Source organism: Pseudacidovorax sp. RU35E, from assembly GCF_900156165.1.
Classification (GTDB): domain Bacteria; phylum Pseudomonadota; class Gammaproteobacteria; order Burkholderiales; family Burkholderiaceae_C; genus Xenophilus.
The window spans coordinates 19892-43075 of record NZ_FTMY01000014.1; the positions used below are offsets into that span (position 1 = coordinate 19892).

Below are 23184 nucleotides of genomic sequence, written 5' to 3' on the forward strand. Positions count from 1 at the left end.
GTGCAGCCCGAGCCGCAGGAGCAAGACCCACGATGGCGATGACGATGAAGGCGATCCAGCTGCGGGTGCCCGGTGGCCCCGAGGTGCTGGAACAGGTCGATCTGCCCGTGCCCGCCTGCGGGCCGGGGCAGGTGCTCGTGCGCGCGCGTGCCATCGGCGCGGGCGGGCCGGACGTGCTCATCCGCAAGGGCATCTACAAGTGGATGCCGCCCATGCCGGCCATTCCCGGCAACGAGATGGCCGGGGTGATCGAGGCGGTGGGCGAGGGCGTGCCGGCGGAGCGCGTCGGCCAGCGCGTGTTCGTCAGTGCCCGCGAGCTGCCGCAGCGCGGCGGCTGCTATGCCGAGTACATCGCGGTGCCGGCCGATGCGCCCTTCGTGCTGCCCGATGCGATCTCGGACACCGAGGCCGTGAGCCTGGGCAATGTCCAGCTCGCGCAGGCCATGCTGCTGGGCACCCAGGGCGGCGTGCCCGTGCGCTCGATCCTCGTGCCCGGTGCAGCCGGCGGCGTGGCCACGGCGCTCACGCAGCTGGCGGCGCACCATGGCATGACGGTGATCGGCACCGCCTCCACGCCTGCCAAGCAGGCCCATGCGCTGGCCCATGGCGTGACCACGCTGGTGGATGGTGATCCGGCCGGCCTGCCCGAGCGGGTGATGGCCGCCACCGGCGGCCGCGGCGTGGACCTGGCCTTCGACCACGTGGGCGACCGGCTGCTCATCGCCTGCATCCGCGCGCTGGCGCCCATGGGCACGGCCATCTCGTACAACATCGCCAGCGGCCCGCCGGCCGAGGATGTGTTCCAGACCCTGCGCTCGCTGCTCAGCCGCAGCCTGGCGGTACGCACCTTCTCCATCCACACCTTCGACGCCGACCGCACGCAGCGGCGCGCGTTGATGGAGACGGCCATCGGCCTGATGCGCGACGGCGCGGTGAAGGCATCGCCAACCACGACCTACCCGCTCGCACAGGCGCGCGAGGTGCACGCGCTGCTGGACGCCGGCGCGGTGCAGGGCAAGCTCGTGCTGGTGCCTTGAGGAAACCCCCCTCACTGGCCGAGCTTGGCGGCCGTGCGCTCGCGCAGGCCGTCCAGCAGGGCCGCGGCGCGCTGCAGCGCACCTTCCCCGAGCAGCGGCGGTGAGCCTGCGACCTTGCGGCCCAGGAGGGTGAGCACGGCGCTCTTCTGGGTCAGGCCCAGCGGCCGCAGCCGTACGCGCGGCGCCGCCAGCAACACGCAGCTCGCGGGCACGAGCGCCACGCCCAGACCGGCCCCGACGAGGTCGAGCACGCCGTGCACCGTGCTCGCCTCGTAGCGGATCCGCGGTGAGAAGCCCGCCTGAGCGCACAGGTGGATCGCCTGGTCGAAGTAGGCCGGGCCGCGATGCCGGGTGAAGGCCACGAAATCCGCCTCGGCATAGTCGCGCAGGTCGGCCGTGCTGCCGCGCGGGGCGCGGGTCGCGGCGGGCACGGCGACGCAGAACGGGTCGAGCATGCGTGCCAGCGTCGTGATGCGCGGATGGCGCGTGTCGGCACGCGCAACGCCCAGGTCGATCAGACCGCTGGCCAGGGCGTCCATCTGCTCGCTGCTGATCATCTCGCGCAGCTCGAACTGCAGGCTGGGGTCGTCCGCACGCAGCGTCGCCAGCAGCTGCGGCAGCACCGTGCTGCCGGCCGAGGGCACGAAGCCCAGCGACAGGCGGCGCGTCGGCGTGGCGCCGGCGATCCAGGCGCGCAGCCCGGCCACGCGCTCCGCCACGGCGCGTGCCTCGGGTAGCAGCGCCTCGCCCGCCTCGGTCAGGTGCACGCCCTTGGGATGGCGGACGAACAGCGCGGTGCCCATTGCCTCTTCCAGCTGGCGGATCTGCACCGACAGCGGCGGCTGCGCGATGAACAGCTTCTGCGCCGCGCGGCTGAGGTTGCCCGCCTCGGCCACGGCGATGAAGTAGCGCAGATGGCGCAGCTCGATGTTCATGGTGTCTCCATACCTGCCAGGTATGCGCAGCATAGCGATTCGGTGCTGGACGTATCGAACACGGGCACCAAGAATCCGCGCCATCGCCGCCCGCTCCGAGGTGGCCCGAACGGAGACACCCCGATGACCATCAAGCGCATCCTCACCCTCGCGCTCTTTCCCTTGTTGACCCTGCATGCCGCTGCCCAGTCCTGGCCCACCAAGCCTGTGAAGGTGGTGGTGCCGGCGCCGGCAGGCAGCTCGCTGGACTTCATCGTGCGCACGCTCGGCACCCGCCTGAGCAGCCGATGGGGCCAGCCCGTGATCGTCGACAACAAGCCCGGCGCGGGCGGAATGCTCGGCATGTCCGCGGTGGCCAAGGCCGCGCCCGACGGCTACACGCTGGGCATCGGCTTCAACGGGCCCATCGCGTTCGCGCCCTTCATGTACAAGCAGATGGCCTACGACCCGGTCAAGGACCTGGCGCCCATCGTCATGACCTCCTCCCAGCCCAACGTGCTGGCGGTGCCGGCCAGCCATCCGGCCAGGACCGTGCAGGAGTTCGTGAGCTGGGCGCGCGCCCAGCCCAATGGCGTGGCCTATGGCTCTGTCGGCGCGGGCAGCTCCTCGCACCTCACCATGGAGCTGCTGCGCACCACGGCGGGCTTCGAGGCCACGCATGTGCCCTTCAACGGCTCGCCGCCGGCGGGCATCTCGCTGGCGTCGGGCGAGACGCAGGCCTTGTTCACCGTGGCGCCGGCCCTGCTGCCGCTGGTGGCCAGCGGGCGCATCCGGCTGCTGGCCGTCACCAGTGCCAAGCGCATGGAAGGCATGGAGCAGCTGCCCACCATCGCCGAGTCCGGCTATCCCGGCTTCGAGGCGCTGGCGTGGAACGGCCTGTTCAGTGCGACAGGCACACCCGCTGCCGTCGTCGCCAAGGTCAACGCCGATGTCAACGCTGCACTGAAGGAGCCCGAGGTTCAGGCCGCGTTTGCCAAGCAGGGCCTGGTGCCCGGCGGCGGCACGCCCCAGGCGCTCGCCAGCTTCATGGCGCAGGAGCGCAGCAAGTGGGGCGCCATCATCCAGAAGACCGGCATCCGTCTGGACTGACCGGAAGAAGACCTGACCATGCAAGCCTTGAGAAAGACCCGCGCGGCGGCCGGCCTCGACCTGGTGGAGGTGCCCGCGCCGCAGTCCGCCGATGGGCGGGACGGCGAGGTGCTGGTGCGAGTGCGCGCCGCCGGCATCTGCGGCAGCGATCTGCACGTCGACGACTGGACTTCCAGCTACACCTTCATCGCGCCCTCGCTGCCCGTGACCATCGGCCACGAGTTCGTGGGCGTGGCACAGGCCGGGCCGCTGGCCGGCCGCCGTGTGGTGGTGCGGCCCTCGGTGACCTGCGGCGTGTGCGCGGTCTGCACCGCCGGCGAGTTCGACCGCTGCGAGCAGCGCCGCGGCATCGGCATGACGCGCGACGGCGCCTTCGCGGCCTGGGTGCGTGTTCCTGAGCGCAACTGCGTGCCCGTGCCGGATGGCGTGAGCGACGAACTGGCCGCGCTGACGGAGCCCCTCACCATCTCGATGCAGGCCCTGCGCATCGCCGGTGACGTGAAGGGTGCGCGCGTGCTGGTGATGGGCCCGGGCACCATCGGCCAGGGCATCGCCGCCCTGGCCCGGCGGGCCGGCGCGGCGCAGGTGGTGGTCAGTGGCTTCGACGATGCCGTGCGCCTGGAGGCGTTGAAGCGCATGGGCTTCACCCAGCAGGTGGACGTGGCCCGCGGCAGCCTGGCCGACGGCATCGCTGCGTTCATGGACGGCCAGCGCTTCGACGTGGTGTTCGAGGCCACCGGCGTGCCCGAGACCATCCAGGAGGCCCTGCCACTGCTGCGTCGCAATGGCGTGGTCGTGGTCACGGGCATCCATGCCCGCCCGCTGACATTGGACCTCACCCCCCTGGTGCGCAACCAGCACCAGCTGCGCGGCTCCTTCCGGCCGCCGGAGTCGGACTGGCCGCTCGCCCTCGACCTGATGCAGGAACTCGCTCCGGTGCTCGCGCCGATGGTGAGCCATGTGCTGCCCCTGTCGCAGGCGGCCGAAGGTTTCGCCCTGGCGCATGGCAAGAAGGCCTGCAAGGTGCTGCTGGCGCCGGAGCCCTCGGATGGCTGACGAGTTCGCGGGCGCCGGCGCGCTGCTGGCGCTGTGGAACGACGTCGATCCGGAAGTGGAAGCCGACTACGAGGACTGGCATGCCAACGAGCATGTGCCCGAGCGGCTGACGGTGCCCGGCATCCTGGACGCACGACGCTATGCGGCCATGGCGCCGGCATTGCGCCCGCGCTACCTCACGTTGTATGCGCTGGCCTCGGCCGAGGTGCTGGACAGTGCAGCCTATCGGCATCTGCTGGCGAATCCCACGCCGGCCAGTGCGCGCATGCGGCCACACCTGAGGAATGTCGCGCGCTGGGTATGTCGGCTGCACCATGTGGCGGCCGGGTGGGCAGAAGGGCCGGTGCATGTCCGCACCGGCGGTGATGCCGCGCCGATGCCGGCGCATGCGCCGGCATCGCTGCTGGTGGCCGAACACCTGCCGCAGGCACCGGGCCTGCCGTGGATGGCGTCGGGGCAGGCCTCGAAAGTCGAGGGTTGCTGGCTGATGGTGCGCGAGGGCGCATCGGCCTCATTGGCGGCCGATGAGGACCGCTGCCGCCCTCTGCCGCTGCGGCGCGCGCGAATAGCGCATTGAGCGTCCCGCGCCGCCAAAGCCCTTGAGCCGCGCCGGCCTTGTGCGGGCCGTGCCGGGACGCTCGCTAGACTGGCGCGAGATGACCAGCGACTCCTCCGAGCCTCCCAGTCCGAGGCTGGCCTTCGCCAGCTCCTGCGCGTCCCGCACGCGTGCCTTCCCCGATCCTGCCGCCTCGCACTGCCGCACCTCTCTGACGGGTGCGCCGCATGCGGCATGTCTGCACTGCCCACGCGCGCAGGGGCGCCGATGATTGAACTCTTCAGCGACCCGGCCGTCTGGGCCGGCCTGCTCACGCTGGTGGTGCTGGAGATCGTCCTCGGCATCGACAACCTGATCTTCATCGCCATCCTGGCCGAGAAGCTGCCGCCCCACCAGCGGGACCGCGCGCGCGTCATCGGCCTGTCGCTCGCGCTCTTCATGCGCCTGGGCCTGCTGTCGGTGATCTCGTGGATGGTCACGCTCACACGGCCGTTGTTCTCCCTGGGGCCGCTGTCCTTCTCGGGCCGCGACCTGATCCTGCTGTTCGGGGGCCTGTTCCTGCTGTTCAAGGCCACCTCGGAACTGCACGAGCGGCTCGAAGGTGCCGAGCACCAGGTGGCCACCAACCCCGTCTATGCGGGCTTCTGGCTGGTCGTCGCGCAGATCGTGGTGCTCGATGCCGTGTTCTCGCTCGATGCAGTGATCACCGCCGTCGGCATGGTCAACGACCTGCCGGTGATGATGGCCGCTGTCGTCATTTCCATCGGCGTGATGCTGCTGGCGGCCAAGCCGCTCACGCGCTTCGTCAATGCGCATCCCACGGTGGTGGTGCTGTGCCTGAGCTTCCTGCTCATGATCGGCCTCAGCCTGGTGGCGGAGGGTTTCGGCTTCCACCTGCCCAAGGGCTACCTGTATGCAGCCATCGGCTTCTCGATCCTGATCGAGATGCTCAACCAGCTGGCGCGCCGCAACCAGGCGCGTCATCAGTCACAACGCCCGCTGCGCGAGCGCACCGCCGAGTCGGTGCTGCGGTTGCTGGGCGGCGGGCGGCGCATGCACTTGGCGGCCACCGCCGACGGCAGCGCCGAGATGCCGGCCGACGCGCCCGCTTTTGCTCCGGAAGAGCGCCACATGGTCAGCGGCGTGCTCTCCCTCGCGGAACGCACGGCCCGCAGCATCATGACGCCGCGCTCGGACGTATCGTGGATCGACCTCGACGAAGCGCCCGACGCAGTGCGCGAGCGCCTGCTGGGCTCGCCGCACAGCCTGTTGCCCGTCTGCCGCGGCAGCCTGGACGAGGTCGTGGGCGTGGGCCGCGCCACCGAACTGCTGGCGGTGCTGGTGGCCCGCGGGCGCATCGATGAGCAGGGCACTCACATCCGCACGCCGCTGCACCTGCCCGAGAGCGCGAGCGTCACCCACACCATCGATGTGCTGCGCCGGGCCAAGGGTCAGCTGGTCCTGGTCAACGACGAATACGGCCTGTTCAAGGGCGTGCTCACGCCCTTCGACATCCTGGAGGCGATCGCGGGCGAGTTTCCCGACGAGGACGAGTCCCCGGAGATCGAGCGCCTGCAGGCGGGCGGCTGGCGTGTGGCAGGGACCGCGGACATCCACCAGGTGCAGCGCATGCTCGAAACCGAGGGCCTGGTCAGCGAAGACGACAGCTACACCTCGCTCGCCGGTTACCTGCTGTCGCGCCTGGGCCGCATGCCGGCAGCGGGCGAGACGCTGTTGCACGATGGCTGGCAGATCGACGTCGAGGACGTGCAGGGCCAGCGCATCCAGTCGGTACGCATCGGGCCTGTCGCCAGCGACGCGTCGCCTCAGGCGGCCTCGACCTGACCGGCGCTCGGGTCCGCCGTCTTCTCGAGGTAGGCGTACAGGCCGAGGGCGATGGCCAGCGGCAGCAGGTAGTACAGGGCGCGGTACGCCAGCACGGCGCCCATCAGCTTGCCTTGCGGCACCGTGCCGGACAGCAGCGCCAGGTACACCGCTTCCAGCACGCCCAGGCCCGCAGGAATGGGCATGCACACGCCCACGACGGATGCAGCGAGCAGAACACCCAGCACATGGGCATAGGCCACGCTGCCGCCGAGCAGCAGGTACATCAAGGTGCCCATGAGGCACCAGTTGCTCGTGGACAGGGCGAGCTGCACCAAGGCGAGGCGCGGCGTGGGCAGATGCACGGGTTTGCCGCGCACCGTCCAGTCCTTGCCGTGCCAGCGCAGGCAGGCCAGCAGGTAGGCGACCGGCAGCAGCATGAGGCCGATGCCGATCACCTGGAGCATGCCGTTGGACAGCGGCACCGATGCAGGCAGTTGCAGCATGCCGGACGAGAACAGGCCGCCGGCGACCAGGCCATAGCCCAGCCAGTTGGTGCTCAGGCTCATCGCGATGATCTGGCCCACCTTAGTTTCGTCCAGACCCGCTCGTGCATAGAGACGCGCGCGCAGTGCCACGCCGCCCACGAGCGAGCCCAGGTTCAGGTTGAAGCCATAGCTCGCCACCGCGATGGCCCAGGTGCGCATCACGGGCAGGCCGTGCTTCGTGTGATGTCGCCCGGTCAGGTCGAAGCAGCCATAGAGCGCGTGGCTCGCCAGGGCCAGGACGGCGGCCTCCAGCAGCACGGTGGCCGGATAGCGCTTGAGCGCCGCCCATGCCCCCGCCCAATCGACCTTGTGCGCATGCGAGATGAGCATCGCCAGGACCAGCAAGCCGAGAACGGGCACGGCCCAGCGGCGAACCGTGGGCCAGATACGGGCCCAGCGACCGGTGTTGGTGGGCGAAGCGGGACGGTCCGAGGCGACAGGGGCCGTGGGCTGGGGGGTGGAGGGATCGAGCAGCACAGGCGCCTCGTTGTCTTTCATCGACCGATGTTGGACAGCCGTCGGCGCGCCAGCCGTCGGCGCCCGACCTTGGCTGCTGTAGGCCGCGCGGAGGGCGCGGCCGGTGCTGGCCCGGATCATGCTTGGGGGAGATGGTCTCCTCGCAGCACCCTTGCTGCGACTTCGCCCGGCGGCCTCGCGGCCGACCGGGTTTTTTCATGCGCGGCGACATGGTCATCGCCGGCCGCAGGTGCCCTCTCCTGGGGCGGGCTGCGCCAGGGTGGCGCTCAGCGGCGGGGCGAGGCCTTGTCCAGCGCCTGCAGCAATGCCCGGCGGTCGTCGGCAGCACGCCGTGCCAGCGCCCCGACATCCCGATGCTCCGCACTTTCGGCCGAATCGCTGAACACACGCACCTGTTCTTCCAGCAGTGCCCGGATCGTGCGCACCATGTCGCGATCGAATTCGGCGCCCTTGCTTTCGGCCACGCGGTCCACCATGCGGCGCGAGGCTTCCGACATGTCCAGGGGCAGGTTGGTCTTGTGGCGCTCGGCGTAGTCCGTCATGGCGCGATACAGGGTGTCGGAGCGCTTCTCCAGCGACGCAGCCCATTGGCGAAGCGCCGGTTTCTGGAAGCGCCGCTGCCCCAGCTTGCCGATCTCACGGTCGCGCACGACGAGGCCACCCGCCGACCGCAGGAAGACGCGGTCGCCGTTGCTCATGTCGCCGCGCAGCGTGACCTCGTCGGGGTCCTTGCTGTTGGGCTGGGCCTGCACCACCGACATGGCGCCGGCCATGCAGCCCACGCAGAGGGTCGCGAGCATGCGCCGACGGGTCGCCTGACAAACGGCGGAAGAAGAAGAGGAGGGAGACTGGAACATCGAACGGGTCCGGGCAGATTGAAGTTGCCCTGGAGGATGGACGACGCCGGGCCTGTGAATGCTGGGCCATCGCGCCCAAGCGTCGTAGGACCTTGGGCACGGCGCCATCTGGCCCCGTCCGACGCGAGGGCCGCGCCTGGAGGGCCGCCTTGTCAGGCCTCCACGAAGGCTTCCTCGCGCCGGGAGCGCACGGCGGGCATCAGCACGATGACGACAAGCACCACGGCGGCCACCAGCAGCCCTGCGGAAATGGGCCGTGTCACCAGCACGCCCCAGTCACCGCGCGACAGCAGCAGCGCACGCCGAAGGTTCTCCTCCATCATCGGGCCGAGGATCAGGCCCAGGAGCAACGGTGCCGGTTCGCAGCCCAGCTTGATGAAGCCGTAGCCGATGACGCCGAAGATGGCCACCATCCAGATGTCGAAGGTGTTGTTGTTGGTCGAGTACACGCCGATGGCGCAGAACAGCACGATCGCCGGGAACAGCCACTTGTAGGGAATCGACAGCAGCTTGATCCACATGCCGATCAGCGGCAGGTTCAGGATGATCAGCATCAGGTTGCCGATCCACATCGAAGCGATCAGGCCCCAGAACAGCTCGGGGTTGCTGGTCATGACCTGCGGGCCGGGCTGGATGTTGTGGATGGTCATGGCACCGACCATCAGCGCCATCACCGGATTGCCGGGGATGCCCAGGGTCAGCAGTGGAATGAACGAGGTCTGCGCCCCTGCGTTGTTGGCCGATTCGGGGCCGGCCACGCCGCGGATGTTGCCTTTGCCGAAGGGGATCTCGCCCGGCTTCAGGCGCAACTTCTTCTCCAGCGTGTACGACGCGAAGGACGACAGCAGCGAGCCGCCGCCGGGCAGGATGCCGAGCGAGCAGCCCAGCGCGGTGCCGCGCAGCACGGCCGGCGTCATGCGCTTGAAGTCCTCGCGCGTGGGCCAGATGCCGTTGAGCTTGGCGGTGAATGCCTCGCGGTCCTCCTCGGGCTTGGCGAGGTTGGAAATGATCTCGCCGTAGCCGAAGATGCCCATGGCGATCGCGATGAAGCTGATGCCGTCGGTCAGCTCGGGAATGTCGAAGCTGTATCGGGCCACGCCCGAGTTCACATCTGTGCCCACCAGGCCCAGCAGCAGGCCGAGGATGATCATGCACACCGCCTTGAGCAGCGAACCCGAGGCCAGCACGACGGCGCCGATCAGGCCCAGCACCATCAGGCTGAAGTATTCGGCCGGGCCGAACTTGAAGGCCAGTTCGGTCAGTGGCGGCGCGAAGGCCGCCAGGATGACCGTGCCCACGCAGCCCGCGAAGAAGGAGCCCAGCCCCGCCGCCGCGAGCGCGGGGCCGCCCCGACCCTGCTTGGCCATCTGGTGTCCGTCGATGACCGTCACCACCGAGGCCGATTCGCCTGGCAGATTCACCAGGATGGCCGTGGTGGAGCCGCCGTACTGCGAGCCGTAATAGATGCCGGCCAGCATGATCAGCGCGGCCACCGGGGGCAGCGCGTAGGTCGCCGGGAGCAGCATGGCGATGGTGGCCACCGGGCCGATGCCGGGCAACACGCCGATCAGCGTGCCCAGCAGGCAGCCGACAAAGGCGTAGACGAGGTTCTGGAGGGTGAAGGCGGCTTCGAAGCCGAGCGCGAGGTGGTCGAGCAATTCCATGGTGGCGTCCTCAGCTGATGAAGGTCGGCCAGACCTGGAACTGCAGCTTGAGGCCGACGATGAAGACCAAGTAGCTGCCGATGGCCAGCAGGGTGGCCAGGATCAGCGTGGTCCGGAAGGAATAGCTCGGGCCCGCGGGGCTGGCGATGAAGGTCAGCGCATAGATCGCCAGCACGAGCCCCATGGCGGGCAGTCCGATGCTGGGCAGGCCGCCCAGCAGCACGCCGAAAGCCAGGTTGGCGCAGATGATGAGCGTCAGGGGCCGCCAGGCGACCGCGCCGATGCGGCCGTCGCCGCCATCACCGCGCGCCAGCGAGCTGGCCATGACCAGCAGCCCCAGCAGTCCCAGCACGATGCCCAGCATCAAGGGAAAGTAGCCGGGGCCCATGCGGGCGGCGTCCCCCACGTTGTAGTGGGTGGCGCCTATGGCAAAGGCCGTACCCACGGCCGTGAACATGAGGCCGGAAAAAAAGTCCTTCTGGCTTTGGATCTTCATCGCGATGGAGGTGTGGATGCGCGGCGATGCCGCGCGTGGGAGAAGGCCGGGCAGCGCGAGGTGCGTTCCGGCGACGCCCTGACCCGGCGAGGCCCATGCAGGCCCGGACGTCAGTGGCTGTTCAGATACATCATGTTATGAGCAAAAATACATCACAACATGAGTAATTACCCTTTCCAAATGCTCATGTGGCCCATGGCGCAGGGCGGCTAAAGTCGCCGGCAACTTTCGTGGGGAGACCGAATGAGTGAAGGAGCGGCCGCCTCTGCGGCGGCGGCGCAGAAGCGCCGACTGGAAGCCTTGTCCGAATTCCGCTATCAGCTGCGCAACTTCCTGCGCTTCAGCGAGGACGCCGCGCGCGAAGAAGGCATCACGGTGCTGCACTACCAACTGCTGTTGCACACGCAGGGCTTCCCCGGGCGCGACTGGGCCACGATCACCGAGATCGCGGAGCGTCTGCAGGCGCAGGTGCACGGCGTGGTGGCGCTGGTCTCGCGCTGCGAAGACGCGGGGCTGGTCCGCCGGCGTCCCAGCAGCACTGACCGGCGCCAGACGGAGGTACACCTGCTGCCCAAGGGCCGGCGCAAGCTGCAGAAGCTGGCGGGCCAGCACCTCGGCCAGCTCACCGCCCTGGCCGAAGCGGTGCGTCTGGCACAGGCGATCGCGGGGTCCGCGGAAGACGAGGATGCGGTCGCCACCGATGTGGATCCGCCTGCCTGAGACATGGGGCCGAGGGAAGTGCCCGCGCCCGGCTCATGGCGGCCGGGCTGACGTCATCCGGCCGGGCCGCTGCCTACAGGCGGCATGCCGCTGCGGCTGACGCCGCTGGCGTGTCGACGGACTAGGCTCGTGCACCTTGCCGTTCCACCAGGAGTCCCGCCATGCATCTCGACGGATCGTGCCACTGTGGCCGCGTGCGTTTCAGCGTCGAATCCCAGGAGCCCGTCCCCTTCATGCGCTGCTACTGCTCGATCTGTCGCAAGACGGCGGGCACGGGCGGCTATGCCATCAACCTGGGTGCGGATGCGCGCAGCCTGAAGATCCACGGCGGCCAGGATGCGCTGCGGGTCTATCGCGCCACCATCGACGGCAAGGAAAGCAGCGGCCAGCGGCATTTCTGCGGGCACTGCGGCACGGCCCTGTGGCTCTATGACGAGGGCTGGCCCGACCTGATCCATCCGCATGCCGGCGCCATCGACACCCCGCTCCCCGTCCCGCCCGACAACGTGCACATGATGCTGGATTCGAGGGCGCCGTGGGTTCAGGTCGAAGGCCAGCCCGGCGATGCGCGCTTCGAGCAGTACCCGAAGGAATCGCTGGCCGAGTGGCATCGGCGGCACGGGCTCTGACCTCGGCGCAGGTCGGCCTGTGCGCCGGTGCTGACCTGATCGCAGCGGCGCGGTTGCAGCCCGGATGAAGGGCGACCGCTCAGGCGCGCAGGCCGGCGCGGGGATTGAGTGGCGCGAGCCGCACGCTCCAGCGCCGCGCCACGGCTGCGGGGTCGAGCGCCCGCAGCGCCTCGAACTCCTGGCGCCGCGCGGCGGCGATGCCGTCGTGCGGCGTGTCGTCCATGGCGGGATGGCACATCAGCACGTCCCCGTCGCGGCTCTGGCGTAGCCAGTCGTCCAGTGCGTGCGCGTAGGCCACGGCATCGCAGTCGAAGCCGTACACGCCCAGCAGCCGCCCGCTGATCGGGATCGACCGTTGCCGGGCCAGGCGCTGCGTGCCCGGGCCACCCATGCCGTGGATGACCCGCTGCTTGAACGCGACGCGCCCCGCCGCCGGCCCCGGGCGGGTGCCGCGCAGCCAGGGCAGGTCACGGCCGTAGCGTTCGTTCAGCAGTTCGGCCAGGGTCTCGCGCACGCCCGGAAGCTGGTGCACGTGCCGATGACCGTCCACATGGCTGGGCGGGCGGTCCATCTCGGCCTCGAAGCGGTCCAGCTGTTCGCGCACGATCGGGCGCCAGTGGCGTGTGCTGCGCGGCAGCAGCATGCTGCGTCCTGCCAGGCCTGCAAGGCTGGCCTCGCGGGCACTGCCGTCCACATTCGTGAGGTCCAGGTGCAGGCCCACGCTCACCTGCGTGCCCGGGCGGTGGCGCAGCGCGGGGGCATCGGCCGTCCAGGTCCGGCGCAGCACCATGCAGCTGGTCGCGGTGACCACACCGCGGTCGATCAGCGCCAGGATGGCGCCGTCGATGCCCGTGGACAGGCCATAGTCGTCGGCGCACACGCACAGGCGGCGCAGGAAGACCGGTCGGTCGCTGCTCATGAGGCGCCCTGCCAGGCCGGCAATGCGCCGGGGGTGGCGTGACCCGCCAGGCAATCGACCGCTTCGCCGGCACGGCCGTCGTGGCGCCAGACGGCGATCTCCGCATCGAAGGTGACGAGCTGCATGCCCAGCACCCACGGCGCGACGAGCTGCGCGTTCGACGGGCCGATCACCCAGGTGCGTCCCGGGCCGCAGATGCGCGCCGGCTGCGCATCGATGGACTGCAGCCAGGCGGACTTGGCGGCGGGTTCGAAGTCGCCGGCGTCGGCCAGCTCCTTGCGCCAGTTGTCGCTGGCCTGGGCCACCGCGGGCCGCCAGTCCGCCGCGACCACCACCGGGCCGTGCAGCTGCCAGTAGAAGGGCAGTTCGTAGTAGTAGCGGTCGAGCATCACCACCCGATCGCCCGGCTGGACGGACTGGCCCGCAGGCAGCCGCAGCCGCGAATCCGGCGGCGTGCCCAGGTGGGCGGCCAGGCCGACCGCGCCCACGCACATCAGCGCGGCCGCGATGCCGGTGGCACCCAGCACGCGCCCGCGGCGCGGCGAGGCGCCCAGCACGCGCGCCATGCCCAGCGCGACCAGGGCGGCCAGCGGGGGCAGGGCGGGCAGCACGTAGCCCACCAGCTTGGAGCGCGGCAGCGAGAAGAAGACGACCACCACGCCCATCCAGACCAGCATGAGCAGAGGCAGGCCGGAGGTGCCGCGGGTCGGCGCCGGCCCAGGCTTGCGCCACCACAGCAGGAGCCACAGCGTCCAGGGCAGGCACAGCCCCAGCAGCACCGGTCCGTAGAACCACAGCGGATGCTCGTTGTTGAAGCCGCTGTCCGCGAAGCGCCGGAAGTGCTGCGTGATGACGAAGTAGTCGAAGAACTCGGCATAGCGCAGCTGCATGGCGACGAACCACGGGCCGGCGATAGCGATCAGCAGCAGCCAGCCCGGCCACCACACGGCCATGCGCAGCGCCACGCGGGCACGGCGTGCGAGCAATGCCCACAGCACGATCACACCGCCGGGCAGTACGAGGCCGATCAGGCCCTTGGCGAGCAGGCCCAGCGCCGCCGCGGCGAAGGCGAGCGCCAGGGCGCTGCGCCAGGGGCGGTCTTCCTCCAGGCACCGCAGCGCGTCGGCGGCACAGGCCACGGTGGCGGTGATGCAGCCCGCCACCAGCATGTCGAGGTTGGCGAACTGGGCGCCGACGAAGAAGAAGGGACTGGTGCACAGCGCCAGCGTGGCCCAGCGTGCCAGCCGCAGGTCGGCATGCCGGCGCAGGAAGGTGTAGAGCGAGGCGGCCGCCAGCCACGCGCCCAGCACCGAAGGCACGCGCGCCGCCCATTCGTGCACGCCGAAGACCTGCATGGCCGCGGCGGCCAGCCAGTAGAACAGCGGCGGCTTGTGGAAGAAGGGCAGGCCGTCGAGCCGCGGCACCAGCCAGTCGCCCGACTGGAGCATGGCTCGCGCCACGCCGGCGTAGCGGCCCTCGTCCGGGGCGGTCAGTGGACGCAGGCCGGCCGTCCAGGCCAGCCACATGCCGACCATCAGCAGGAAGGCGGCATGTCCCTTCCACCACGACGCCGTGCCGCGCGCAGGCGCGGCGGTGCTCACGGCGTGCGCTCCGCCAGGCCGTGGCCGTGTTCTTCGCGCACCAGGAACAGCGGCCGGGCCTTGACCTCTTCGAAGATGCGGCCGACGTACTCACCCACGACGCCCACCGACACCAGCTGGATGCCCATGAAGAACATCAGGCTGACCACGATGGTGGACCAGCCGGGCACGTCGCTGCCGGAGATGAAATGGTCCAGCACGAGGAAGATGCCGTAGCCGAGTGCCGGCACGGCCAGCAGCAAGCCGATCACGCTGATGAGCCGCAGCGGCCAGGTGGTGAAGGAGGTGATGCCGTCCAGCGCCAGGTTGAGCAACCGCAGCGCGCCGAAGCGGCTCTGGCCCTCGGCCCGCGGCGCCGGCGTGTAGGGCAGGGCCACGGTCTTGAAGCCCACCCAGGCGTACAGGCCCTTCATGAAGCGGTTGCGCTCGGGCAGGGCCAGCAGGGCATCAACGACCTTGCGGTCCATCAGCCGGAAGTCGCCGGCGTCCTCGGGCAGGGGCGTGCGGCTTGCGATGTTGACCACGCGATAGAAGAGCCGCGTGCCCACGCGCTTGAGCGTGCCTTCGTCGGCGCGGTTCTCGCGCACCGCGTAGACCACCTCGGCGCCGCCGCGCCACTGTTCGACCATCTTGCCGATGAGCTGGGGCGAATGCTGCAGGTCGCCGTCGAGCAACACCACGGCGTCGCCGCGCGCCGCCTTCAGGCCTGCGCTCAGCGCGGCTTCCTTGCCGAAGTTGCGCGACAGACGCACCAGCCGGAAGCCCGCCAGCTGGCACCAGATCCGCGCCACTTCGGCGGTGTCGTCGCGGCTGCCGTCGTCCACCACGATCACCTCCCAGTGCAGGCCGCTGCCCTGCAGCAGCTGCTCGAGCAAGGGCAGCAGCAGGCGCAGGTTGGCGGCCTCGTTGTAGCAGGGGATCACGCAGGACAGGCTCGCCGCAGCCTTGTGGGCGGGAGGCTGGGCGACGACCTCCTCGGTCTCGACGACCTTGAGGTGTGGGGGAGCGGCATGCACGACGGCGTTCATGGCAGCGGTTCTTCTCGATGCGAGGGGGCGATGGCCGAAGAGGGGGCCGGTGGCGCCTGCGGAATGACCGCTTGGGCGCCCAGCCGGATGCGCAGCTGCCACTGCAGGGCCAGAAAGCCCGTGAGCAGGGCGGCAGCGAGTCCCAGGCCCGCTACAACGTCCAAGGGGAAGTGCACGCCGACACGGATGCGTGCCCAGCCCGTGGCCAGCGCCAGGAACATGGCCGTGGCCCCGAAGGGGCGCAGGGGCCGGCGCACGAGCATGCCGAAGGCGACCAGACCCATGACGGTGGCATGGGTGCTCGGCAGTCCGTCGCTGCCGCCATGCGGCATGTGGCTCGGCGCCAGGCCCAGCATGAAGGGCCGCGGATAGCCCAGGGCACTGGCCAGCGCGTGGGCGACGAGGGAGGCGACGGCTGCCATGCACAGCAGCGCGAGCAGGTAGCCGCGCTCGTCGCGGCGGCGGATGCCGGCCCAGAGCATCACGCCGGCGCTGGCGCAGGGGCCGAAGCGGGCCAGCACTTCGGCGATGGAAAGCAGCCACGACGCAGGCGAGCCGCCGGCCGTCATCGCCAGGAAGAGGGCCATGTCCGGGCGCGTCACGCGGTGCTCCTGCAAGCCCGGCCATGAGCGCCGCGCCGACGACGCAATGCGTGCGTGAACGATGGATGAACTGGCGCTCGGGCGCGGTCGGAGGGCATGCGGCGGATGCTAGGAGCGCGCCGTGAATCCTCCCTGACCACTTGTTTCAGACGCCGTTCAGGCTGGCCCGCGCGGCCTGTCAGCCCGTCGCGGCGCTCACTCCTCCTTCATGCCCGTGGCCTTGACCACCGCGCCCAGGCGGGCGCGTTCCTCGTCGACGAACTTGACGAAGCTGGCGCGCGTTCCGCCCACGGGCTCGATGCCCATGCCCTTGAGGCGCTGGACCGTGGCCGGGTCCTTCATCGCCTTGTCGACCGCCTCGGCCATCTTGTCGAGGATGGCCTGCGGCGTGCCGGCGGGCGCATGCACGCCCGCCCAGTGGGCGATGCGGATGTCCTTGAAGCCCAGCTCGGTAGCCGTGGCCAGCTCGGGATAGGCCGAGATGCGCTGCGTCCAGGTGGTGGCCAGCGCCTTGAGCTTGCCGGCCTTGATGTAGGGCAGCACCACGATGCTGGCTTCCGACGTGGCGTCGACCTGGCCGCTGAGCACGGCGGTGATCGACTCGGAGCCGCTCTTGTAGGGCACCACGTCGAGCTTGGCACCGTAGTTCTTCTCCAGCAGGCCTTCGACGAAGTGTGGCGTGCTGCCCGTGCCGGCGGTGGCGAAGTGCAGGCCCTGGCCCTGCTTGGACTTGTTCACGAAGTCCGTGAGGTCCTTGTAGGGCGAATTGGCGGGCGCCACGATCACCGAGGGTGCCAGGCCGATCATGGCCACCGGCACCAGGTCGCTGTCCTTGTAGGGCACCTTGCGGATCATGCTGTTGGAGACCACGCCCGCAGCGCTGATCAGGAAGGTGTAGCCGTCGGGCGCGCTCTTGGCGACCACGTCGGTGCCCAGCATGGCCCCGGCACCGGGCTTGTTGTCCACCACCACCGGCTGGCCCAGTGCCTTGGAGACGCCGTCGGCGGCCGCGCGGCCCATCAGGTCATTGGCGCCGCCCGCGGAGAAGGGCACGACGAAGTGGATGGGCTTGGTGGGCCATTGCTGCGCCGAGGCGCCGGCGGCCAGCAGGCCGGTGGAAAGGGCAACGAGCAGCGCGCGGCGGCGCGAAGGGGCGAGAGTCATGGCGAGGGTCCTGTCTGTCTAGGTGTTGGAATGCTTCAGGAACCGACCGGAGGCCGGGCCGGGATCATGCCACCCGGCCCACGCCTTGCCATGAGGGGAGACCGCAGCACAGGGCGCCCTGGCCTGTGCCTGCAGGCGCTCAGCTTTCGACCCAGGTCAGCACATCGTCCAAGCCCGCGCGCGTGGTGCGGAAGCCGTTGGCCGGATGCGTGTCGTCCGCAAAGCCGAAGGAGATGCCGCAGACCACGCGCCGGTCGGCCGCCAGGCCCAGCTGCGCGCGCAGCACGTCCGCGCGCGAGGCCAGCGCCGCCTGCGGCACGGTGGCCACGCCCAGGCTGGTGGCGGCCAGCATGAAGTTGGAGACGAATGCGCCGCAGTCGACGGCGCCATACACGCCCAGCGCCTCGTCGCTGGTGACGATGGCCACATGCGGGGCGCCGAAGAAGCGGAAGTTCTCCAGCGCCTGCCGTGCGGAAGCCTCGCGGTCGCCCTTGGCGACGCCGACGGCGTCGTACAGCGCCAGGCCGCATTCGCGGCGCCGCGCCTGGTAGACGCCGTGGTACTCGCGCGGCCAGGGAAAGTCGGGCTGGGGCGGCTGGGTCTGCGCCGCGAGCAGCGCGTTGCGCAGGCGCTCGGTGGCCGCGCCGCGCGTCACCACCACCTGCCAGGGCTGGGCGTTGCACCACGAGGCCGTGCGCTGCGCCAGTTGGAGGATGCGCTCGATGGTGGCCCGGGGCACTTCCTGCGGCAGGAAGCCGCGGCAGCTGTAGCGCTGGTCGAGCAGGGCCTGGAGCGTGCGGCTGGGGTCGGTGTCGGGCACAGGGCTTGTCTGGGAATCGATGGCGGGTGGCATGGCGAGCAGCGGGTCGGGATCGAACGCCCAGGCTACACCGCTGCAGCGGGCCCTTGCAGTGGCACAAACGCGAGCATGATGCGCGCACGCGCGGCCGGACCGGGCCGACGCCGGCTCGGCGTGGCCGGCGACGGCGGAACCCGGCGCCCCGCGAGAGCCTCAGCACAACATCGTTGTTGCCGTCCCTGGGAACCCAGCCCACCATGACCAAGACCCTTCGCACTGCCACCTTCGCCCTCACTGGCCTGGCCGCCCTGGGATCGGCCCTTGCGGCCGACGCCAATCCGCTGGAGGCCGAGCGCTGGAAGACCCGGCCGCTCGTGGTCGTCGCGCCGCGGTCGGACGACCCGCTGCTGCGCCGGGTGGAAGAGACACTGTCCCGCACGGCCCCGCGCGAAGCCTTCATCGAGCGCGAGATGGTCTTCTACCGCGTGGTGGCCGGCACCGGCAGCCGCGATGGCCGGGCACTGACCGCCGGGCAAACCCGGGCGCTGCTCGCCGCCCTGGGCCTGCGCGCCGATGCGCCCGCGCAGCTGGTGCTGGTCGGCAAGGACGGCGGCGCCAAGGTGCGACAGGCGGCGGAGGTCGACCTGGACGAGATCTTCCGCACCATCGACCGCATGCCCATGCGCCAGACCGGACGCTGAGGCTCTGCGAGCGGGCCGGGTCGGCGCGCGGGATGGTCGCCTGCGCCGCGCGTAGGCGGCGGACTTCACCGGGTTCAGCCGCCGTCCGCGAGGGGCCTGGGCCCGGGCACCGGGATCATCCGTGCCACGCGATCAAAACCCACGAACGTCCCGGAGCCGGTCATGCATTCCATGGAAAAGTACCTTGCCGAAGAGCCCTTCGCGCTGCGTCGCAGCGAGCGCTCCGACATCAACGTCAACGACCGCTTCGAGATGCGCCATTTCGCCCAGGAGTTGGGGGTGGACGAATCGCACCTCGCCAGCGCTGTCGAGCAGGCCGGCCTGTCTGGCCGCGCTGTCCAGGCCCATCTGGGCTGCTGCTGACGTCGTCTTCTTCATCGACCGAGTCTGAAGCCTCCCGTGCCCGCGCGGTTCCCGCGCAAGACGAGCACTCCCCCGTTCCTGACTTCAGACCCCTGATGTCCGCCATCGCGCCTCCTACGCCCACCGACGATCCTGCCTCGCCCACGCCGCGCATCCGCAGCCAGAGGCGTAACCGCCATCGCGCACCCACCCTGTCGATGGCGGCATGGCGACAGTTCATGGAGGTTGCCCGGCCCTATTGGGTGGGCGACCAGCGGGTCAAGGCCTGGAGCCTGCTCGGCATCCTGCTGGTGGTGATGCTGTGCGAAACGCAGCTGGCGGTCATGCTGATCTCGCGCACCGGCGAGATGACGTCGGCCCTGGCCGCCCGCGACGCCGACCGCTTCTGGAGCGCCGTGCGCTGGAGCCTGGTGGTGCTGGCATTTGCCGCGCCCATGTACGCCGGCTACTACTACATGCGCGACTACCTCGGCAACCACTGGCGCCGCTGGCTCACGCACCGCTTCCTCGATGGCTACCTGCAGCAGCGGCGCTACTACGAGCTGGGTAGCCGGCAGGACCTGGACAACCCCGACCAGCGCATCAGCGAGGACATCAACACCTTCACCGGTCGCTCCATCAACTACGCGCTGATCTTCCTCGGCTCGCTGATGCAGCTGGTGGCCTTCAGCGCGGTGCTGTGGTCCATCTCGAAGATGCTGGTGCTCTTCCTGGCGATCTATGCCACGGTGGGCACGGTGGTGGCGCTCTATGTCTTCGGTGCGCCGCTCATCCGCCTGAACTTCTGGCAGCTGCGGCGCGAGGCGGACTTCCGCTTCGGGCTGATGCGCTTTCGCGAGAACGCCGAGTCCATCGCCTTCTACCGCGGCGAGGCGCAGGAGCGCGTCGAGCTGGACAACCGCTTCCAGGCCGCCTTCGCCAACTACGGCCGGCTCATCAAGAAGCAGCGTTCGCTCAACCTCTTCCAGCGCGCCTTCAGCCAGCTGACGCTCGTGGTGCCCAGCATCATCCTGGCCGGCGAAGTGCTGGCCGGCCACCTGGAAGTGGGCCGCGCCGTCCAGGCGGGTGGCGCCTTCGCGGCGGTGCTCGGTGCCGTCAGCCTGATCGTGGACAACTTCGAAGGCCTGAGCCGCTTCGTGGCCGGCATCGACCGGCTGCACACGCTGGCCGGGGTCGTGATGCCGGGCAGCGTGCGGGCGCCCTCGGCCGTGGCGGTGGCCAGCACGCCGTCCGGGCAGATCCAGAGCGAATGCGGCGACGACGAGTTGTGCGTGGAGAACGTGACGCTCTATACGCCGCAGTTCAACCGCCTGTTGATCAGCGACCTGTCGCTGCGCCTCAATCCCGGCGAGGGACTGATGATCGCCGGCCCCAGTGGCTGCGGAAAGAGCTCGCTGCTGCGCGCCCTGGCCGGCCTGTGGCGCAACGGCAGCGGCACGGTGCGCACCCTGCCGGCCGAGCAGGTCTTCTTCCTGCCGCAGCGGCCCTACATGCAGCTGGGCACGCTGCGCAGCCAGATCCTCTATCCCGCCGATGCATCGAAGCACACAGATGCGCAGCTCCTCGACATCCTCGATGCCGTGCACCTGGGCGGCCTGGCCGAGCGGGTGGGCGGACTGGACGCGGTGCACGACTGGGAGAAGCTGCTGTCCATGGGCGAGCAGCAGCGCATGGCCTTCGCACGCGTGCTGGCCCGTCGGCCACGCGTGGTCATCCTGGACGAGGCCACCAGCGCGCTCGACGCGGCCACCGAGGCCGCGCTGTACCAGCGCCTGCGCGACACGGGGGCGACCATGGTCAGCATCGCGCACCGGCCCGCCGTGCTGCGCTACCACACGCATGTGCTCGAACTGCTGGGCGGCGGCGAGTGGCGCATGCACGATGCGTTGCACTACCAAGCCGCCGAGGGCTGATCTCGGTCCAGCAGGCAGTCGATGAAGGCGCGCAGCGGCGCCGGCATGTGCCGCCGGTTCGGGTGGTAGAGAAACAGCCCCGGTCGCGTGATGGACCAGTCCGCCAGCACCTGCACCAGGCGCCCCTCGGCAAGAAGCGCGCACACGCCGTCCTGATCGAATGCATAGGCGATGCCCAGGCCCTGCAAGGCGGCCGAGAGGCCCAACCCGGCATCGTTGGTCGTCAGGGGTCCCGTCACGGTGACCTCCATTCGCTCGCGCCGTCGTTCGAACTCCCAGCGGTAGGTGCGGCCCTCGGCCTCCAGCCGCCAGTTGATGCAAGCGTGTTGGTGCAGGTCCTGCGGGCGTGCCGGTGCACCGTGGCGCGACACGTAGTCGGGCGAGGCCACGGCCACCATGCGGATGTCCGGCGTCAGCCGGATGGCGACCATGTCCTTCTCCAGCCGGCCACCCACCCGGATGCCCGCGTCGAATCGACCGGCGACGATGTCGCCGAGCGCATCGTCGACCACGATGTCCAGCATGACCGTCGGATGCGCGCGATGAAAACGGTCGAGCCGGGGCGCGATGAGTTGCCGGGCGGCCATGCTCAGTGTGTTGATCCGCAGGACGCCGCCCATCTGCCCGCTGGCAGAGGCTTCGGCCACAGCTGCCGACAACGACTGCAGCAAAGGCACCAGCTGCTCGTAGAGCCGGGCGCCTGCCTGCGTCGGTGCCACACTGCGCGTGGTGCGATTGAGCAGCCGCTGCCCCAGCCGTGTTTCGAGCTGCCGGATGGTCTGGCTCAGGGCCGATGGCGAGAGGCCGAGCGCGGCCGCGGCGCGCGCAAAACTGGCGCGCTCGACCACGGCGGCGAAGGCCTGGAGCTCCGCAAATTCCGATCCGCGCATTCTGTATCTCCTGCTTCATGACCCATGAAGATTCTGGCGGATTCTCTAATCACTCCAATGAAGGCATCGTGGGGCCTTTCCCAATCCAGGAGCACTGAATGAAGACCACCGAGCTTCCGCAGCCCATCACCGCCTACTTTGCAGCGGACCGCCAGGACCCGGACGCCGTGGGCGCCTGCTTCACGGCGGACGCCACCGTCAGGGACGAGGGACGCACCCATGCCGGACGGGCGGCGATACGCGCCTGGAAGGCCGCGGCGTCGACGCAGTACCGCTACACCGTCGAGCCCTTCGCGCTGGAGGCGCGGGACGACGTGTGTACCGTCACGGCGCATGTGCGGGGCGACTTCCCCGGCAGCCCGGTGGACCTCCGGTACCGCTTCCGCCTTGCGCAGGGGCTGATCGCGTCGCTGGAAATCGGGGTCTGATGCAGACGGTGGCGGGGTGCGTGGTGCCGGCGGATGGCTTCCTAGAATCCATCGCCCCATGCCCTCTGCCCCGCCCATCAACGTCGTCGTCCGTGCCCTGGCGTTGCTGCAGGCGCTCAACCGCCAGCCCGTCTCCACGCTGGACGTGCTGCACCGGCAGACGGGCATCCCCAAGCCCAGCATCGTGCGGCTGCTGCACACCCTGCAGGCCACCGGCTTCGTGCGGCATGCGCCGCAGTACGGCGCCTACTACCTCACGGCGGAGGTGGCCTCGCTCGCCAGCGGCTACCACAGCGAGCCGCGCATCGTGGAGGCCTCCTCGGCCATCGCCGACCGGCTGACGGCCGAGCTCAAGTGGCCGGTCTCGGTGGCGGTGCATGACGGCGATGCGATGGTGGTGCGCTACAGCACCATTCCGCAGTCGCCGCTGTCCTTCTTCCATTCCACGATCAACATGCGGCTGAGCCTGCTCACGCAGGCACTGGGCCGGGCCTACCTGGCCTTCGCCGACGTGCAGGAGCAGCAGGCCCTGATCGAGCTGCTGGCCCGCACGCCCCATCCCGAAGAGCGCGAAGTGGGCGACGCCGACGCCATCCGCGCCATGCTGGATGAGACCCGCGCGCGTGGCTACGCGTTGCGCGATCCGCGCGTGCGGCCCGAGTCCTCCACGGTGGCGGTGCCGATCTTCGAAGGCCCGCGCGTGGTGGCCACCATCGGGCTGACCTGGTTCTCCTCCGCGCTCACGCCCGCGCAGGCCGTGGAGCGCTTCGTGCCGCCGCTGCAGCAGGCCGCGGCCGCCATCGCCCAGGCGCTGGACGCGCTGGCGTCGCCGCGCCGCTGACTTTCCGCCGCGCGGAAAGTCCGCAATGCCCGCTTGGTGGGCGGGTC

General features: G+C 70.1%; 24 protein-coding genes. 12 read left to right on the forward strand and 12 right to left on the reverse strand.

Annotated elements, in window-relative coordinates; genetic code table 11:
- Positions 1-32: 32 nt before the first annotated feature.
- Positions 33-1037 (forward strand): zinc-dependent alcohol dehydrogenase family protein, encoded by a 1005-nt coding sequence (locus BXA03_RS21770; RefSeq protein WP_083716241.1) that lies wholly within the window; start codon positions 33-35, stop codon positions 1035-1037.
- 11 nt (positions 1038-1048) lie between these two features.
- Here the strand turns inward: BXA03_RS21770 and BXA03_RS21775 are convergent, their stop codons facing one another.
- Complete coding sequence (locus BXA03_RS21775; protein WP_159444738.1) at positions 1049-1972, reverse strand: LysR family transcriptional regulator; 924 nt, start codon at positions 1970-1972, stop codon at positions 1049-1051.
- Positions 1973-2095: 123 nt separating this feature from the next.
- On the opposite strand from BXA03_RS21775, the gene BXA03_RS21780 reads away from it, so the two are divergent.
- The 4 genes from BXA03_RS21780 to BXA03_RS21795 all read left to right on the forward strand — a co-directional run bounded on the left by BXA03_RS21780 (position 2096) and on the right by BXA03_RS21795 (position 6518).
- Complete coding sequence (locus BXA03_RS21780; RefSeq protein WP_076511286.1) at positions 2096-3061, forward strand: Bug family tripartite tricarboxylate transporter substrate binding protein; 966 nt, start codon at positions 2096-2098, stop codon at positions 3059-3061.
- A gap of 18 nt (positions 3062-3079) precedes the next feature.
- Positions 3080-4117 (forward strand): zinc-dependent alcohol dehydrogenase, encoded by a 1038-nt coding sequence (locus tag BXA03_RS21785; RefSeq protein ID WP_076511287.1) that lies wholly within the window; start codon positions 3080-3082, stop codon positions 4115-4117.
- Positions 4110-4694: a DUF4286 family protein gene (locus BXA03_RS21790; protein ID WP_076511288.1), complete on the forward strand. Its 585-nt coding sequence runs from the start codon at positions 4110-4112 to the stop codon at positions 4692-4694. The genes BXA03_RS21785 and BXA03_RS21790 overlap by 8 nt, the downstream gene beginning before the upstream one ends.
- A 249-nt stretch (positions 4695-4943) precedes the next feature.
- Positions 4944-6518 carry a TerC family protein gene (locus BXA03_RS21795; protein WP_076511398.1) on the forward strand — a complete coding sequence of 525 codons (1575 nt, stop codon included), beginning with the start codon at positions 4944-4946 and terminating at the stop codon, positions 6516-6518.
- Here BXA03_RS21795 and BXA03_RS21800 read toward each other — a convergent pair.
- The 4 genes from BXA03_RS21800 to BXA03_RS21815 all read right to left on the reverse strand — a co-directional run bounded on the left by BXA03_RS21800 (position 6500) and on the right by BXA03_RS21815 (position 10539).
- Entirely contained in the window at positions 6500-7543 is a 1044-nt protein-coding gene (locus BXA03_RS21800; protein WP_083716243.1) for a lysylphosphatidylglycerol synthase domain-containing protein, read from the reverse strand. The genes BXA03_RS21795 and BXA03_RS21800 overlap by 19 nt on opposite strands.
- Positions 7544-7788: 245 nt before the next feature.
- Complete coding sequence (locus BXA03_RS21805; protein ID WP_076511289.1) at positions 7789-8322, reverse strand: DUF4142 domain-containing protein; 534 nt, start codon at positions 8320-8322, stop codon at positions 7789-7791.
- Positions 8323-8531: 209 nt separating this feature from the next.
- Entirely contained in the window at positions 8532-10043 is a 1512-nt protein-coding gene (locus BXA03_RS21810; RefSeq protein WP_076511290.1) for a tripartite tricarboxylate transporter permease, read from the reverse strand.
- A gap of 10 nt (positions 10044-10053) precedes the next feature.
- On the reverse strand, positions 10054-10539 hold the full coding sequence (locus BXA03_RS21815; protein WP_076511291.1) for a tripartite tricarboxylate transporter TctB family protein: 486 nt from the start codon (positions 10537-10539) through the stop codon (positions 10054-10056).
- Positions 10540-10782: 243 nt separating this feature from the next.
- Here BXA03_RS21815 and BXA03_RS21820 point away from each other — a divergent pair, with 243 nt between their 5' ends.
- Together BXA03_RS21820 and BXA03_RS21825 are read left to right on the forward strand one after the other, a co-directional pair.
- Positions 10783-11259, forward strand: coding sequence for a MarR family winged helix-turn-helix transcriptional regulator (locus tag BXA03_RS21820; protein ID WP_076511292.1), 477 nt, complete (start codon positions 10783-10785; stop codon positions 11257-11259).
- A 161-nt stretch (positions 11260-11420) separates the two neighbouring features.
- The gene (locus BXA03_RS21825; protein WP_076511293.1) at positions 11421-11888 is read left to right on the forward strand and encodes a GFA family protein; all 468 of its coding nucleotides are present in this window, start codon (positions 11421-11423) and stop codon (positions 11886-11888) included.
- Positions 11889-11967: 79 nt separating this feature from the next.
- Here the strand turns inward: BXA03_RS21825 and BXA03_RS21830 are convergent, their stop codons facing one another.
- From BXA03_RS21830 to BXA03_RS21855, 6 genes are all read right to left on the reverse strand, one after another.
- Entirely contained in the window at positions 11968-12807 is an 840-nt protein-coding gene (locus tag BXA03_RS21830; RefSeq protein ID WP_076511294.1) for a ChbG/HpnK family deacetylase, read from the reverse strand.
- Positions 12804-14408, reverse strand: a complete 1605-nt coding sequence (locus BXA03_RS21835) for an ArnT family glycosyltransferase (protein WP_234983793.1) — start codon at positions 14406-14408, stop codon at positions 12804-12806. The genes BXA03_RS21830 and BXA03_RS21835 overlap by 4 nt, the downstream gene beginning before the upstream one ends.
- Positions 14405-15436 (reverse strand): glycosyltransferase family 2 protein, encoded by a 1032-nt coding sequence (locus BXA03_RS21840; protein WP_076511295.1) that lies wholly within the window; start codon positions 15434-15436, stop codon positions 14405-14407. The genes BXA03_RS21835 and BXA03_RS21840 overlap by 4 nt, the downstream gene beginning before the upstream one ends.
- Entirely contained in the window at positions 15433-16038 is a 606-nt protein-coding gene (locus BXA03_RS21845) for a phosphatase PAP2 family protein (protein WP_143476411.1), read from the reverse strand. The genes BXA03_RS21840 and BXA03_RS21845 overlap by 4 nt, the downstream gene beginning before the upstream one ends.
- A 195-nt stretch (positions 16039-16233) precedes the next feature.
- On the reverse strand, positions 16234-17202 hold the full coding sequence (locus BXA03_RS21850; RefSeq protein ID WP_076511297.1) for a Bug family tripartite tricarboxylate transporter substrate binding protein: 969 nt from the start codon (positions 17200-17202) through the stop codon (positions 16234-16236).
- A 139-nt stretch (positions 17203-17341) separates the two neighbouring features.
- Positions 17342-18055, reverse strand: a complete 714-nt coding sequence (locus BXA03_RS21855) for a nitroreductase (RefSeq protein WP_076511298.1) — start codon at positions 18053-18055, stop codon at positions 17342-17344.
- A gap of 203 nt (positions 18056-18258) precedes the next feature.
- Between BXA03_RS21855 and BXA03_RS21860 the strand changes: the two genes are divergently transcribed.
- The 3 genes from BXA03_RS21860 to BXA03_RS21870 all read left to right on the forward strand — a co-directional run bounded on the left by BXA03_RS21860 (position 18259) and on the right by BXA03_RS21870 (position 20978).
- Positions 18259-18702 (forward strand): DUF4174 domain-containing protein, encoded by a 444-nt coding sequence (locus BXA03_RS21860; protein WP_076511299.1) that lies wholly within the window; start codon positions 18259-18261, stop codon positions 18700-18702.
- Between the two features lie 162 nt (positions 18703-18864).
- Positions 18865-19065 carry a DUF3606 domain-containing protein gene (locus tag BXA03_RS21865; protein WP_076511300.1) on the forward strand — a complete coding sequence of 67 codons (201 nt, stop codon included), beginning with the start codon at positions 18865-18867 and terminating at the stop codon, positions 19063-19065.
- A gap of 218 nt (positions 19066-19283) precedes the next feature.
- Positions 19284-20978: an ABC transporter ATP-binding protein/permease gene (locus BXA03_RS21870; protein ID WP_159444743.1), complete on the forward strand. Its 1695-nt coding sequence runs from the start codon at positions 19284-19286 to the stop codon at positions 20976-20978.
- Here BXA03_RS21870 and BXA03_RS21875 read toward each other — a convergent pair.
- A complete protein-coding gene (locus tag BXA03_RS21875; RefSeq protein ID WP_076511301.1) occupies positions 20957-21868 on the reverse strand; it encodes a LysR family transcriptional regulator in 912 nt (303 codons plus the stop codon). The two genes, BXA03_RS21870 and BXA03_RS21875, sit on opposite strands and share 22 nt — an antisense overlap.
- Positions 21869-21966: 98 nt before the next feature.
- On the opposite strand from BXA03_RS21875, the gene BXA03_RS21880 reads away from it, so the two are divergent.
- Complete coding sequence (locus BXA03_RS21880; RefSeq protein WP_076511302.1) at positions 21967-22296, forward strand: nuclear transport factor 2 family protein; 330 nt, start codon at positions 21967-21969, stop codon at positions 22294-22296.
- Positions 22297-22354: 58 nt separating this feature from the next.
- Positions 22355-23137: a DNA-binding transcriptional regulator gene (locus BXA03_RS21885; protein WP_076511303.1), complete on the forward strand. Its 783-nt coding sequence runs from the start codon at positions 22355-22357 to the stop codon at positions 23135-23137.
- The last annotated feature ends 47 nt before the right edge of the window (positions 23138-23184 follow it).

Coding starts and splice junctions, on each gene's coding strand:
- BXA03_RS21815 (WP_076511291.1), bottom strand. CDS start 10,539: ATGAAGATCCAAAGCCAGAAGGACTTTTTTTCCGGCCTCATGTTCACG.
- BXA03_RS21870 (WP_159444743.1), top strand. CDS start 19,284: ATGGAGGTTGCCCGGCCCTATTGGGTGGGCGACCAGCGGGTCAAGGCC.
- BXA03_RS21850 (WP_076511297.1), bottom strand. CDS start 17,202: ATGACTCTCGCCCCTTCGCGCCGCCGCGCGCTGCTCGTTGCCCTTTCC.
- BXA03_RS21780 (WP_076511286.1), top strand. CDS start 2,096: ATGACCATCAAGCGCATCCTCACCCTCGCGCTCTTTCCCTTGTTGACC.
- BXA03_RS21840 (WP_076511295.1), bottom strand. CDS start 15,436: ATGAACGCCGTCGTGCATGCCGCTCCCCCACACCTCAAGGTCGTCGAG.
- BXA03_RS21865 (WP_076511300.1), top strand. CDS start 18,865: ATGCATTCCATGGAAAAGTACCTTGCCGAAGAGCCCTTCGCGCTGCGT.
- BXA03_RS21790 (WP_076511288.1), top strand. CDS start 4,110: ATGGCTGACGAGTTCGCGGGCGCCGGCGCGCTGCTGGCGCTGTGGAAC.
- BXA03_RS21855 (WP_076511298.1), bottom strand. CDS start 18,055: ATGCCACCCGCCATCGATTCCCAGACAAGCCCTGTGCCCGACACCGAC.
- BXA03_RS21820 (WP_076511292.1), top strand. CDS start 10,783: ATGAGTGAAGGAGCGGCCGCCTCTGCGGCGGCGGCGCAGAAGCGCCGA.
- BXA03_RS21805 (WP_076511289.1), bottom strand. CDS start 8,322: ATGCTCGCGACCCTCTGCGTGGGCTGCATGGCCGGCGCCATGTCGGTG.
- BXA03_RS21770 (WP_083716241.1), top strand. CDS start 33: ATGGCGATGACGATGAAGGCGATCCAGCTGCGGGTGCCCGGTGGCCCC.
- BXA03_RS21880 (WP_076511302.1), top strand. CDS start 21,967: ATGAAGACCACCGAGCTTCCGCAGCCCATCACCGCCTACTTTGCAGCG.
- BXA03_RS21825 (WP_076511293.1), top strand. CDS start 11,421: ATGCATCTCGACGGATCGTGCCACTGTGGCCGCGTGCGTTTCAGCGTC.
- BXA03_RS21860 (WP_076511299.1), top strand. CDS start 18,259: ATGACCAAGACCCTTCGCACTGCCACCTTCGCCCTCACTGGCCTGGCC.
- BXA03_RS21875 (WP_076511301.1), bottom strand. CDS start 21,868: ATGCGCGGATCGGAATTTGCGGAGCTCCAGGCCTTCGCCGCCGTGGTC.
- BXA03_RS21785 (WP_076511287.1), top strand. CDS start 3,080: ATGCAAGCCTTGAGAAAGACCCGCGCGGCGGCCGGCCTCGACCTGGTG.
- BXA03_RS21885 (WP_076511303.1), top strand. CDS start 22,355: ATGCCCTCTGCCCCGCCCATCAACGTCGTCGTCCGTGCCCTGGCGTTG.
- BXA03_RS21830 (WP_076511294.1), bottom strand. CDS start 12,807: ATGAGCAGCGACCGACCGGTCTTCCTGCGCCGCCTGTGCGTGTGCGCC.
- BXA03_RS21775 (WP_159444738.1), bottom strand. CDS start 1,972: ATGAACATCGAGCTGCGCCATCTGCGCTACTTCATCGCCGTGGCCGAG.
- BXA03_RS21810 (WP_076511290.1), bottom strand. CDS start 10,043: ATGGAATTGCTCGACCACCTCGCGCTCGGCTTCGAAGCCGCCTTCACC.
- BXA03_RS21800 (WP_083716243.1), bottom strand. CDS start 7,543: ATGAAAGACAACGAGGCGCCTGTGCTGCTCGATCCCTCCACCCCCCAG.